General features: G+C 60.7%; 16 protein-coding genes. 6 read left to right on the plus strand and 10 right to left on the minus strand.

All coding sequences use genetic code 11. The annotated features are described in order from the left end of the window. Positions 1-9 precede the first annotated feature (9 nt). Together AB4N98_RS17255 and cysZ are read right to left on the minus strand one after the other, a co-directional pair. The gene (locus AB4N98_RS17255; protein ID WP_460148838.1) at positions 10-1,188 is read right to left on the minus strand and encodes a glycosyltransferase family 4 protein; all 1,179 of its coding nucleotides are present in this window, start codon (positions 1,186-1,188) and stop codon (positions 10-12) included. A gap of 54 nt (positions 1,189-1,242) precedes the next feature. Next, entirely contained in the window at positions 1,243-2,007 is a 765-nt protein-coding gene (gene cysZ / locus AB4N98_RS17260; RefSeq protein WP_017531121.1) for a sulfate transporter CysZ, read from the minus strand. A gap of 281 nt (positions 2,008-2,288) precedes the next feature. On the opposite strand from cysZ, the gene trxB reads away from it, so the two are divergent. Continuing rightward, on the plus strand, positions 2,289-3,251 hold the full coding sequence (gene trxB / locus AB4N98_RS17265) for a thioredoxin-disulfide reductase (protein WP_017531119.1): 963 nt from the start codon (positions 2,289-2,291) through the stop codon (positions 3,249-3,251). A 158-nt stretch (positions 3,252-3,409) separates the two neighbouring features. Here the strand turns inward: trxB and AB4N98_RS17270 are convergent, their stop codons facing one another. From AB4N98_RS17270 to AB4N98_RS17295, 6 genes are read right to left on the minus strand one after another with little or no spacing between them, the layout of a single operon-like run. Continuing rightward, positions 3,410-3,751: a HopJ type III effector protein gene (locus tag AB4N98_RS17270; RefSeq protein WP_460148839.1), complete on the minus strand. Its 342-nt coding sequence runs from the start codon at positions 3,749-3,751 to the stop codon at positions 3,410-3,412. Continuing rightward, positions 3,744-4,040 (minus strand): DUF1244 domain-containing protein, encoded by a 297-nt coding sequence (locus tag AB4N98_RS17275; RefSeq protein ID WP_017531117.1) that lies wholly within the window; start codon positions 4,038-4,040, stop codon positions 3,744-3,746. Before AB4N98_RS17275 ends, AB4N98_RS17270 begins: the two co-directional genes overlap by 8 nt. Before the next feature lie 16 nt (positions 4,041-4,056). After that, a complete protein-coding gene (gene folX, locus AB4N98_RS17280) occupies positions 4,057-4,428 on the minus strand; it encodes a dihydroneopterin triphosphate 2'-epimerase (RefSeq protein ID WP_003176029.1) in 372 nt (123 codons plus the stop codon). A gap of 2 nt (positions 4,429-4,430) precedes the next feature. Continuing rightward, positions 4,431-4,991, minus strand: a complete 561-nt coding sequence (folE, locus tag AB4N98_RS17285; RefSeq protein WP_065876568.1) for a GTP cyclohydrolase I FolE — start codon at positions 4,989-4,991, stop codon at positions 4,431-4,433. Positions 4,992-5,011: 20 nt separating this feature from the next. Further along, positions 5,012-5,722: a dihydromonapterin reductase gene (gene folM / locus AB4N98_RS17290; protein WP_065876567.1), complete on the minus strand. Its 711-nt coding sequence runs from the start codon at positions 5,720-5,722 to the stop codon at positions 5,012-5,014. A gap of 57 nt (positions 5,723-5,779) precedes the next feature. Continuing rightward, positions 5,780-6,340: an antibiotic biosynthesis monooxygenase gene (locus AB4N98_RS17295; RefSeq protein ID WP_460062896.1), complete on the minus strand. Its 561-nt coding sequence runs from the start codon at positions 6,338-6,340 to the stop codon at positions 5,780-5,782. A 227-nt stretch (positions 6,341-6,567) separates the two neighbouring features. Between AB4N98_RS17295 and AB4N98_RS17300 the strand changes: the two genes are divergently transcribed. After that, positions 6,568-7,527 carry a MerR family transcriptional regulator gene (locus AB4N98_RS17300; protein ID WP_460148840.1) on the plus strand — a complete coding sequence of 320 codons (960 nt, stop codon included), beginning with the start codon at positions 6,568-6,570 and terminating at the stop codon, positions 7,525-7,527. A gap of 2 nt (positions 7,528-7,529) precedes the next feature. On the opposite strand, the gene AB4N98_RS17305 is transcribed toward AB4N98_RS17300, so the two are convergent. Then, entirely contained in the window at positions 7,530-8,135 is a 606-nt protein-coding gene (locus AB4N98_RS17305; RefSeq protein ID WP_065876565.1) for a hypothetical protein, read from the minus strand. 59 nt (positions 8,136-8,194) lie between these two features. Continuing rightward, entirely contained in the window at positions 8,195-8,662 is a 468-nt protein-coding gene (locus tag AB4N98_RS17310; protein ID WP_017531111.1) for a PAS domain-containing protein, read from the minus strand. A gap of 128 nt (positions 8,663-8,790) precedes the next feature. On the opposite strand from AB4N98_RS17310, the gene AB4N98_RS17315 reads away from it, so the two are divergent. The 4 genes from AB4N98_RS17315 to AB4N98_RS17330 all read left to right on the plus strand — a co-directional run bounded on the left by AB4N98_RS17315 (position 8,791) and on the right by AB4N98_RS17330 (position 12,160). Beyond that, the gene (locus AB4N98_RS17315) at positions 8,791-9,246 is read left to right on the plus strand and encodes a flavodoxin (protein ID WP_017531110.1); all 456 of its coding nucleotides are present in this window, start codon (positions 8,791-8,793) and stop codon (positions 9,244-9,246) included. Positions 9,247-9,445: 199 nt separating this feature from the next. Beyond that, the gene (locus tag AB4N98_RS17320; RefSeq protein ID WP_017531109.1) at positions 9,446-10,228 is read left to right on the plus strand and encodes a class II aldolase/adducin family protein; all 783 of its coding nucleotides are present in this window, start codon (positions 9,446-9,448) and stop codon (positions 10,226-10,228) included. Then, the gene (locus AB4N98_RS17325) at positions 10,228-11,130 is read left to right on the plus strand and encodes an alpha/beta fold hydrolase (RefSeq protein ID WP_065876564.1); all 903 of its coding nucleotides are present in this window, start codon (positions 10,228-10,230) and stop codon (positions 11,128-11,130) included. The genes AB4N98_RS17320 and AB4N98_RS17325 overlap by 1 nt, the downstream gene beginning before the upstream one ends. A 118-nt stretch (positions 11,131-11,248) precedes the next feature. Then, positions 11,249-12,160, plus strand: coding sequence for an SDR family oxidoreductase (locus tag AB4N98_RS17330; protein WP_017531107.1), 912 nt, complete (start codon positions 11,249-11,251; stop codon positions 12,158-12,160). The last annotated feature ends 95 nt before the right edge of the window (positions 12,161-12,255 follow it).

Genomic DNA, 12,255 nt, shown 5'->3' on the forward strand with positions numbered 1-12,255 from the left:
TCACGCGTGTCAGATCAGGCGCGAGGCCCCCGCAAGCGCAGGCTGCTCGCCGCACGCCCCACGCAGTTGCTGTTCGAACTGCTCGATAATCGCCGGCCAGCCCTGGCGGCTGGCGTGTTGGCGTGCATTCAGGCGCGCCCTGCGCAACGTTTCCCGTTCTTCCAGCAGCCAAATGGCCGCATCGCAAAACGCATCCTCATCCCCCGGCATCGCCAGCACACCGTTGTAGCCATGGCGGATGTGCTGGGTGGCGGCCGCCTGGTCATAAGCCACTACGCCCAACCCTGAAGCCATTGCTTCCAACACCACATTGCCAAAGGTTTCGGTCAGGCTGGGGAACAGGAACAGATCCCCAGAGGCGTAATGCCTTGCCAGTTCCTCGCCGCGCTGGGTCCCGCAAAACACCGCGTCGGGCAGCTCGCGCTCCAGCAACAGGCGTTGCGGGCCGTCGCCGACGATGATCAGCCGCATCCGGCGCTGTGGGTACGTTGCCCGCAAGGCATCGAAACAGCGTTTGAGTAACCCGAGGTTTTTCTCCTGGGCCAGGCGCCCAACGTGCAGCACGGCAATATCGTCGTTTGCCAAGCCCCAGCCCTCACGCAGTGCGTTGTCGCGCTTGATCGGGTGGAACAGTTGGCTGTCGACCCCACGCGACAACATCCCCAGGCGTTCGAAATGCCGACGCTCCAGTTCCAGGCGCTGGCTGGCGCTGGGCACCAGGGTCAGGGTGGAGCGGTTATGAAACCAGCGCAGGTACTGCGTGACCATGCGGCTCAACAGGCTCAAACCGTACTGGTTCGAGTACTGCTGGAAGTTGGTGTGAAAACCGCTGACCACGCTGATCCCCAAGCGCCGCGCCGCCCGCAAGGCCGACAGCCCCAGCGGCCCCTCGGTGGCGATATACAGCACGTCCGGGCGCTGCCGTGTCCAGCGTCGCAGCAGCTTGTGCATCGAAGATTGACCCAATTGCAGGCCTGGGTAACCGGGCAACGGCCAGCCACGGCACAACAACAATTGGTCGTCGCTGGGGCGGCTTTGGTCGGCGCCCTGGCGTGGGCGTACCAGTTCGACTTGATGGCCACGCGCACGTAGCCCTTCGCACAGGCGGCCAAGGGTATTGGCCACTCCGTTGATCTCTGGCGGGAAGGTTTCGGTAATCAGGGTGATATGAAGCAAAGCAGTCGTCATGACCCACAGTGTCCCTGTGGGCCATGTCGCCATTGTGTCGTGCAGATGATGGATTTATGACGGGGTCACTTTCGCCACGGCCATCGCCTCGGCACCCTGCTCGCGCACCCAGAACAACGTCGCCCCGGCCACCGCCGCCGGCATCATCAGCAGGTTGAGCACCGGCACCAGCAGCACCAGGTAGACGATCCCGCCGAAGCTCATGCTCTGCCAGCGTTTCTGGCGCAGCCAGGCGAGCATTTCGTTCCAGCCCAGCTTGTGGTTGTCGGCCGGGTAGTCGATGTATTGGATCGCCATCATCCACACGCCGAACAACAGCCACAACGGCGCGGCGATCAGGTTGACCACCGGGATAAACGACAGGATAAACAGGCCGATGGCCCGCGGCAGGAAATAACCCAGCTTGCGCATTTCACGGGCCAGGGTGCGCGGCACCATGGCGATCAGCTCGCCCCAACTAAAGGCCGGGAAGTCATCGGTGCCACGCACCACCACTTCGACCTTTTCCGAGAGAAAGCCATTGAACGGTGCCGCGATGATATTGGCGAGCATGGTGAAGGTGAAAAACACCATCAGCACCACCAGCACCACAAACAACGGCCAGAGCAGGTAATTCAAAAAGCTCAGCCAACTCGGCAGGGTCGGCATCAAATGGTCAACCCAGAGGCTGAACTGATGACCGGCGAAATAAATCAGGCCGACGAACAGCACGAGATTGATCACCAGCGGTAGCAGCACAAACAGGCGCAAGCCAGGGCTCAGCACCAGTTTGAGGCCTTCACGCAGGTATTGCGGGCCGGAAAGAGCAGGGGCAGGCATGGAAAACTCCGAGCATAGGGACGAACGCGCCGACCTTACCGGCTTTGTATTCCGGGCGAAAGCGGCGACATCAGCGGTAACAAACCTGTCGATTGACCGAGCCGACTGCATAGAGACCACCTATGAGCTGGATTGTTATTCCGTATTTCCTTAATCTTGCCCCCCTCTATACGCTGCACCCATTATTTTCAGGATCTGCGAGTTCAAGCCTTCCCCAAGTGCTTCGCGGTCCTTTTTTATTCCAGCCGTCTTGTAGTCCGGGCGGTCGATAGGAGCGAGTCATGTCTGATACCCGTCATTCGCGAGTGATTATTCTGGGTTCCGGCCCTGCCGGTTACAGCGCTGCCGTCTATGCTGCCCGGGCCAACCTCAAGCCGCTGCTGATCACCGGCATGCAGGCGGGCGGTCAGTTGACCACCACCACCGAAGTCGACAACTGGCCTGGGGATGTCCACGGCCTGACCGGCCCGGCGCTGATGGAACGCATGAAAGAGCACGCCGAGCGCTTTGAAACCGAGATCGTGTTTGATCACATCAACAAGGTCGACTTCTCCAAGAAGCCTTACAGCCTGACCGGCGACAGCGGCGTGTACACCTGTGACGCGCTGATCATCGCCACCGGCGCCAGCGCCCGCTACCTTGGCCTGCCGTCGGAAGAGGCGTTCATGGGCAAGGGCGTTTCGGCCTGCGCCACCTGCGACGGGTTCTTCTACCGCAACAAGCCGGTCGCCGTGGTCGGTGGCGGCAACACTGCCGTGGAAGAGGCGCTGTACCTGGCCAACATCGCCAGCACCGTGACTCTGGTTCACCGCCGCGAAACGTTCCGCGCCGAGAAGATCCTGATCGACAAGCTGCACGCCCGTGTCGCTGAAGGCAAGATCATCCTCAAGCTCAATGCCACCCTGGACGAAGTCCTGGGCGACAACATGGGCGTGACCGGTGCCCGCCTGAAGAACAACGACGGCAGCTTCGACGAGCTGAAAGTCGACGGTGTGTTCATCGCTATCGGCCACACCCCGAACACTTCGCTGTTCGAAGGTGTGCTGGAAGCCAAGGATGGTTACCTGGTGGTGCAGGGCGGCCGTGAAGGCAATGCCACCGCGACGAACATCGAAGGTATCTTTGCTGCGGGTGACGTGGCTGACCACGTGTACCGCCAGGCCATCACCTCGGCCGGCGCCGGTTGCATGGCGGCTCTGGATGCCGAGCGGTACCTCGATGGGTTGAAGGACGCTTCGTTCTAACCAACGCCGCAAAAAAACAAATGTGGGAGGGGCGGTGCGACGATTCGACTTGCTCCCGATAACAGGGTGTCAGTCACCGGATTTTTGGCTGATTCACCGCTATCGGGAGCAAGTCGAATCGTCGCACCGCCCCTCCCACATTTTGGTTTGCGTCTGGCTTAGGGTTTGCGGATCAGAGGCTGTGCGGTGAATTTGACACCGGCCAGGCCATGCTCGATCAGCGCCCGAATATTGCCGTGATCGCTGCCCTCAGGCGTAGCCACCACCGAACGGTAATGCTCCCCAAACGCCAGCAACGCCTCCTGGTCACTCAACCCTTCCAGCAGCGCCAAACCCAGGGTCTTGCACGAACCTTCGTTCTGCCCGGCGGCGTTTTCCACGCCGCCGTTGGTGAAGGATTGCGGCTGGTAGTCGTAGCCGGCAGCGACAAAGGCCAAGGTGTCGGCAAACGCGTGTTCGCCACTGTTGAGGCTTGCGCGCAGGGTGTTCAAATCAGTCATGGGTTTTTCCTTTGACGAACGCCGCGTGTTGCTCGGCGCTGGCTTCTTTCTGGTAGTGGGCTTTCCACTCGGCGTACGGCATGCCGTACACCACTTCACGGGCGTCATCGAGGCTGACGTCGATCTGGCGCTCATCGGCCTCGGCCTTGTACCACTTGGATAAGCAGTTGCGGCAGAAACCGGCGAGGTTCATCAGGTCTATGTTCTGCACATCCTTGCGGCTGTCCAGGTGCGCCACCAGCCTGCGGAAGGCTGCGGCTTCGAGTTCGAGGCGTTGTTGGTCGTTCATAAGGCTCACTTAACTATCAGCGGCTGGCCGCCAGAGTGATCGAAACCGACTCGGCAAAACGCAGCGCATGGGGCTTGTCCACTTCGACTTCGGCGTACAGGACCGATTCATTGCTCATCACCAGGTCCAGCAACTCCTGGGTCAGGCGCTCGAGCAGGGCAAAACGGTTGCCCTCCACGTGGGCGATGATTGCCTTGGTGATGGTGCGGTAGTTCAGGGCATGGTCGATGTCGTTGTCGCGCACGGCTTCCTGGGCGGCATACAGGATGGTCAGGTTGATCAGCACATCCTGCTTGTTGAGGATCTCGTCCTCATTGATGCCGATATAGGTGCGCAGGCACAGGTCCTTGACCCGGATGCGCGCCATGCCTGGTTGAAGTTGTGGCATTGCTACTTGCTCCGTCCAATCAGTTGCAGGAACTCCATGCGCGTGGTGTTCGACTCGCGGAAGGCGCCGAGCATCACCGAGGTGTTCATGGTTGAATTCTGTTTTTCCACACCGCGCATCATCATGCACATGTGCTTAGCCTCGATCACCACCGCCACACCGGCGGCCTGGGTCACGTCCTGGATGGCGTCGGCGATTTGCCGCGTGAGGTTTTCCTGGATCTGCAGGCGCCGGGCGAACATGTCGACGATGCGCGCCAGCTTTGACAGGCCCAGCACCTTGCCGGTTGGAATATAGGCCACGTGAGCCTTGCCGATAAAGGGCAGCAGGTGGTGTTCGCACAGCGAGTACAACTCGATGTCCTTGAGAATCACCATCTCGTCGTTGTCGGAGGCGAACAGTGCGCCGTTGACGATGGTTTCCAGGTTCTGCTCATAACCATGACACAGGTATTGCATGGCCTTGGCGGCGCGTTTGGGCGTATCGAGCAGGCCTTCGCGCTCCGGGTCTTCACCCAAGCCCTTGAGAATCTCACGGTAATGGTGGGGCAGGGATAAAGTCATACAACATCCTCACAAACGGCTTACTTGATATGCCGCCCGCCGTTGACGGTCAGGGTGGTACCGGTGACATAGGGATTGTCCAGCAGGTAACGCACGCTCTGGTAGATCACCTCGGGGCCGGGCTCGATGCCCAATGCCGACTTGGCCAGGACCTTGGCGCGGTAGGCCGCGTCGTCGTCCGCGTTGAACATCACCATCGCCGGGGCGATGCCGTTGACCTTGATCTGCGGCGCAAACTGCGCGGCAAATGACAGTGTCAGGCTGTTGAGCCCCGCCTTGGTGGCGCAATAGGCGATGTGCTGACGGCTGCCCTTGCGCACCACATCGTCGCTGATATGCACGATATCGGCAGGTGATGAGCGTTGCAGCAACGGTGAACAATGCAGGTTGATCAGGTAGGGCGCAAGCATGTGTACGCTGAACATGTCGCTGAACGCGCGACTTTCATCGCCTGGCGTTTCCGCGACCCAGGCCGAAGCGTTGTGGATGATCGCACGCAGGCTCTGGGTATGGGTGTTCAGTTCAGCAATAAACGCCAGGATCCCGGCCTCGCTGGAGAAATCGGCAAACACGCCGATCGCACCCCGTTCGCGCAGGGCCTGCACGCCGGGGCGTTCGCTGCGGTAGCTGAAAATCACCGACTGGCCCTCGTCCAGCAGGCGCTGGGCGCAATGTTGGCCGACGCGCTGGCCGGCGCCGGTGATCAGGATCGGGGCGTTCGTTGCAGTCATGGGAGGCTCGCGTCGCTGGCAGGCGCAAATCATACCAGCGACGGGCCGCCCCTGTACTCACGCCGCCGCTTCGGTGGCCTTGCGCGGTGCCGGCGCGGGATGCAGCCAGTTCGAAAGCAGGTGGGTCGACAGCGGAATGAACAGGTAAACCATCAGCGGTGTGAGCGCCAGCGTGCTGACCAGTACGCGCGGCAGCAGGGCCAATTCGTTGAGCAATGGCCCCAGTACAAAGTTGAACAGCAGCGACACCGGGAAAAACGCCAGCCAGATCGCCACGGCCTGCTTCCAGCGCGGCGGCCTTGAACCCACCGCACCGAACCAGCCATCGATGCCACGCACGCGGTGCTCGGAGGGGTCGGCAAACAGCTCGCTGCCACGGCTCAGCCAGGCACTGCGGGACGCGGAAAACTCCCAGGCGTGCAGGGTCTTTTCGTCGGCGAAGCGGAAAATGATCTGGAACTCATCATCGTTGGGCGGTGGCGCGAGCACGCCTGAACCCAGGTAACCGGGGAAGTCCGTAGCCAGTTGCTCGCCTTCGCGCAGCCAGGCCATCAGTTCTTCGTAACGACCTTTGGCGACGCGGCGCGCAACCATCAAGGTGACGGGAGAGGTAGACATTGTGTATCTCCAAGTATTCGGGTGCGTTCAACCGGGTAGGTGGTGCACGGACGACGCTGCGGGGTGGTGCCGCGTCGTTGCTCTTTTCACCAGAGCAGACAGGCAAGAATTATTCCTGTTTTAGCGCAATAAATCAGCGACATTGGTCCGAAAAGCACAGAACTTGAAAAAGACAGGTGTAAAGGCGTTAAATAAGCGCCCAATATCCGTCGGTGTTTTGCTCTCAAATGCCCGTGATTACTGCTCCCATTGATAGTCTTTCGCATCTGGAACCGGTCGACGCCGACGCGTTGTTTCCAATCCGTGAAGTCTCGAGATTGACAGGCGTCAACCCGGTCACCCTGCGTGCCTGGGAGCGCCGTTATGGCCTGATCCAGCCCCTGCGCACCGAAAGCGGGCACCGTCTCTACTCCCAAGCCGATATCGTGACCGTCAATCGTATTCTCGATTGGATTGAGCGCGGGGTGGCGGTCAGCAAAGTGGGCAAAATTCTTGCCCGCGACGAGCAGCAGGCCGAAGCGGTTCGCGCTCAGCGGGGCGCCGTCGAAGAGTGCGAGTGGTCGCAGTGGCGGGCCCGCCTGCGGCAGGCCGTCAGTGCCTTTGATGATCGTCAACTGGAATGCCTGTATGGCCAGATCTGCGCGACCTACCCCCTCAGCGTGGCATTCCAAGACATCTTGATGCCCCTCTGGAATGAACTGTTGCGTCATCAAGGCCGTTTCGGCCAGGCCAGTGAATGGCTGTTTTACGACTCTTTCCTGCGTATCCATACCTTTGAGCGCTTGCACCTGGCGAGCGCGTCGCCTGCACCTCGGGTATTGCTGGCGGCGATGCCCGGCGAGTGCCGTAAATTGGAGTTGCTGGTGGCGGCAATGCTGATGAGCCGGGAAGACCTGGCCGTGAAGGTGCTGGGCATGGGCCAGCCATTTGATGAGTTGACGCTGGTGTGTGAGAAGGCTCGTCCGAAGGCGCTGGTGTTGTTCTCCAACTATTCACATAACCACGAACTGGTCGGGCGCCTGAACCGTCTGGCGCAGACCCTGGACTGCCCGCTGTTCGTCGCCGGGGCCGCTTCGGACCTGGCGGAACACGACCTCGCGGGGTCTTCCGTCGGTTGCCTGGGCAGTGAAGGGCGCTTGATGCAGCGCCGCTTGCAGCAGTTTCTGTATGGCAGCCTGGATACCTGAGGTCAGGCGTGCACGTGCGGGTGCATCAGGCGATGTTGATGCAGGATGAACTGGCGCAGGCGCTCGGTCTCGCCCCCATCAGTCTGGCTCAAGCGGTAGGCAAGCAGGCCACGGGCGGTTTCCCGCTCCAGCGCGCCACGCAACGCGATGCGTTCGTAGCCGGACGGGCTGAACCATAGTGAAAAGGTCCTGGGTGGTTTGATCCGGCCGCGAATTTCCACCAGCACGCCCTTGAACGACACTTCATGCACCCAAAGCGCGCCAGGAGTACCCCTGACGTTCTCCAATGCCACCGGTTCCTCAAGTGCCATGCGCCACGGCCGGATCATCGGCCCGTCTTCGAAAATGCTCGGTACCCCCAAGCGCAGATGCACCGCATTGAACTCATCTTCGACCAGATGCAGAGGGAAGGTCAGTTGCTGGTTGTCGAACTGCGCCTGGATGGTGACCTGGTCGTGGGCCGCCAGCCGGGTGAGCAAGTCGCGAATCTGTGCGCCTCCATTGACGGTCAGGCTCGACGAAGCCTCATGCAGGTTCAGTTGCGGGTTGTGCTGCATGCTCTGGATGAAATCCAGTTCGTCTTGGGTCAAGAGTGCGTTGCGTGGCATCGCGGTTGCTCAATAGAAGGGCATTAAAGTGCCATTATCCTACCGAATGGCTGCGGATTCTAAATTTTGTTAGATCCGCTCGTCGCCTTGAGCGCGGCCAGCTCGGCCTTGACCCCCGCCAGTTCGCTTTCCAACTGGGTAACACGCTGCTGGGCCTTGACCTGGAGCGTGACGTCCTTTTGTACGCCGACAAAATAGGTTTGTTTATCGGCCTCGTTATACACCGTTGAAAGTGACAGCTCATTCCAGAAATGGCTGCCGTCCTTGCGGTAATTACGCAGGATCTCCCGGCACGCACCGCCGTCTTCCAAGGCCTCTCGAATCGCCATCAGGGCCGGCTGATCGCGGTCGCCCGATTGCAGGAAGCGGCAATCCTGATAGAGGATTTCATCCAGCGTGTAGCCCGTCAGCCGTTCGAAGGCCGGGTTAACGTAGATCAGCGGCTTGTCCTTGCCTTCGCGTTCGGCGACCACGATGCCGTCGTTGGAAGCGTTGACGATCATTTGCATCAGCTTGGCGTTGATCATTAGGCGATCCATGGCTGAGTGAGGAGTGAGACAGTTTATGGCAACTTCACAATCTTGCATGGCGTGCCGCGAAATTTTTGCACCGCTGTTAATATCCCAGCCTTTCGCTCAACCACAGGATCAGATTGATGAAAGTCGCCATCCTTTCCGGCTCGGTGTACGGCACGGCTGAAGAAGTCGCCCGCCACGCCGCAGGCATCCTCAATAACGCCGGTTTTGAAGTCTTGCACAACCCGCGCGCTACCCTGGCCGAGGTGCAGGCCTTTGCCCCGCAGGCCTTCCTTGCAGTGACGTCGACCACCGGCATGGGCGAATTGCCCGACAACCTGCAACCGCTGTACTCGACCATTCGCGATCAGTTGCCCGCCGCCTGGCGTGGCCTGCCCGGCGCGGTGATCGGCCTGGGCGATGCGAGCTACGGCGATACCTTCTGTGGCGGCGGCGAACAGATGCGCGAGTTGTTCGGTGAGTTGGGTGTACATGAAGTGCTGCCGATGTTGCGCCTGGACGCCAGCGAAAGCGTCACCCCGGAAGCCGACGCCGAGCCTTGGCTGGCCGAATTGGTTAGCGCACTGCGCAATTGAACGGGCTTTGCCGACGGTGCGCGGCAGTTTTATTGACGGCGTCTCTTTGACGCCGTTTAAACAAAATTAAACTATCCTCACAGCTGACTCGCTCGGTCATCAAGCTGGCTGCGAAGGCAACTCCTTCGGCCAGGGCGTCTGACTAGACTGGCCCATCACTTAAAAAACAATAAGAACGTGCGCCAAGGAGGTCATTGCCGTGAGCCTAGCCCCGGTTGTATCGCCGCAGAATGTCAAAGACCAGGTCAGCGCTGCCGAATGGCAAACCCGTGTCGACCTGGCGGCCTGCTACCGCCTGGTGGCGCTGCATGGCTGGGATGATTTGATCTTCACCCATATCTCGGCCAAGGTGCCGGGCACCGATGATTTCCTGATCAACCCCTACGGGCTGATGTTCCACGAGATCACCGCGTCGAGCCTGGTCAAAGTCGACCAGGCCGGCAACAAGCTGATGGACAGCCCCTACGAGATCAACCCGGCGGGCTACACCATCCACAGCGCCATCCATGAAGTGCGTCACGACGTGACCTGCGTGCTGCACACCCACACCGCCGCCGGTGTTGCGGTGGCCGCGCAAAAGCAAGGTGTGTTGCCGATCAGCCAGCAATCGATCTTCGTGCTGTCGAGCCTGGCCTATCACGCCTATGAGGGTGTGGCGCTGAATCACGAAGAGAAGGCGCGCCTGCAAGCCGACCTGGGCGACAAGCATTTCCTGATGCTGCACAACCATGGGCTGCTGACCTGCGCCAACACCATCGCCGACACCTTCCTGATGATGTTTACCTTCCAGCGTGCCTGCGATATCCAGGTGCTGGCGCAAAACGGCGGCGCGGAACTGATCGCCATCGGCCCGCAGATTCTGGCGGGCGCCAAGGCCATGGTGGCGGCGGTCACCAAGAGTGCTCAAGGTATGGGGGGCGCGCTGGCCTGGCCGGCGTTGCTACGTAAATTGGATGCTCAAGACCCTGGGTATAGAAGCTGATGCCACTCGCCGAGATCCCCCTCAGAGCCTGGCGCAAGCGCAGCCAGAGTTTCGATTTTCGCGGCCACACCCTCCGCTATTGGGTGGCGGGGCAGGGCGAACCCTTGCTGTTGATCCATGGCTTCCCCACGGCCAGTTGGGACTGGCATTACCTGTGGCAGCCCCTGACCCAGCACAACCTGGTCATTGCGTGTGACATGCTCGGCTTCGGCGATTCGGCCAAGCCGCTCGATCACGGCTACTGCCTGTTGGAGCAGGCGGATGTGCAACAAGCCCTGCTCGAACACCTGCGGGTTGAGCAGCCGGTGCATGTGCTGGCCCATGACTACGGGGACAGCGTCGCCCAGGAACTGTTGGCTCGCCATTCCGAGGGCCGGTTCCGGATGGCCAGTTGCGTGTTTCTCAACGGCGGGTTGTTCCCGGAAACCCATCGCCCGGCGTTGGTACAAAAGCTCTTGCTCAGCCCATTGGGCTGGATGATCGGTCGAGCCTTCGGGCGCAATGCCCTGGCGAACAGCTTCAACGAGATTTTCGGCCCCGATACCCGCCCCAGCGAAAGCGCCCTGGACGACTTCTGGAGCCTGATCGACGGCAATGACGGCACGCGCATCCTGCACAAATTGATTGCCTACATCCCTCAGCGTCGGCGCCTGCGTGAGCGCTGGGTTACGGCGATGCAGCAGGGTGAGGTGCCGCTGAAGCTGATCAACGGCGAGCTCGACCCCATCTCCGGTGTTCATATGCTGGAGCGTTACCACCAGTTGGTGCCCCACGCCGACACGGTGTTGCTCGCCAATATCGGCCACTACCCGCAGATCGAGGCGCCGGTGCAGGTGCTCAAGCACTACCTGGCGTTTCGTGAGCGCATCCGGCAGGTTGAGTCGCGAGTGGCTTATTCCTGAGCCGCAGGATCATCCCCCAGCCTTATCGAGCACCATTCAGCCCTGGCCGTTTTTATTGTGACCAGAGACGCTGTGCCTGACACTCCACCCATTGCCATTGTCGCCATTGGAGTTCGGTATGAGTGAGTCAGTGCAGTTCCAGGATAAGGTCGTGATCGTCACCGGCGCCGGCGGCGGCTTGGGCCGGGCCCATGCGCTGTTGTTCGCCAGGCACGGGGCCAAGGTACTGGTCAACGATCTGGGTGGTTCTACCCAGGGCGAAGGCGCCAATGCGTCGGCAGCTGATCGGGTGGTGGCGCAAATCCGCGCGGCGGGCGGTATCGCCGAGGCCAACCATGACTCTGTCACCGACGGTGACAAGATCGTGCAGCACGCACTGGACGCCTTCGGCCGCATCGATGTGGTGGTCAACAATGCCGGCATCCTGCGCGATAAAACCTTCCACAAAATGGACGACGCCGACTGGGACCTGGTTTACCGCGTGCATGTCGAAGGCGCCTACAAAGTCACCCGCGCCGCCTGGCCCCATCTGCGTGAGCAAGGGTATGGCCGGGTGATCTTCACCGCGTCCACTTCGGGCATCTACGGCAACTTTGGCCAGTCCAACTACGGCATGGCCAAGCTTGGCCTGTATGGCCTGACCCGCACCCTGGCGCTGGAAGGGCGCAAGAACAACATCCTGGTCAATGCCATCGCCCCCACCGGCGGCACGCGCATGACCGAAGGCCTGATCCCGCCGCAGGTATTCGAGCGCCTCAAGCCGGAGCTGGTCAGCCCGCTGGTGGTGTACCTGGGCAGCGAGGCGTGCCAGGAAACCTCGGGTCTATTCGAAGTGGGCGGCGGCTGGGTCGGCAAGACCCGCTGGGAGCGCAGCCTGGGTGTGGGTTTTGACCCCGAGGCCGGTTTTTCGCCCGATGACGTGGCGGCGCACTGGCAGCAGATCTGCGATTTCGAAGGCGCAGCCCATCCTCAAGACAACATCGAGGCGTTGAAGGAGATGATGGCCAACCTGCAGAAATACAGCCTGTGATCGTTGCTTGAATACCCTTGAATATGACGGGGCGCCATGGGCGCCCCGTTTTTATTCCAGGCATAAAAAAGGCCGCTGCAAACGCAGCGGCCGAA

This window comes from Pseudomonas sp. S3_E10, from assembly GCF_054667615.1.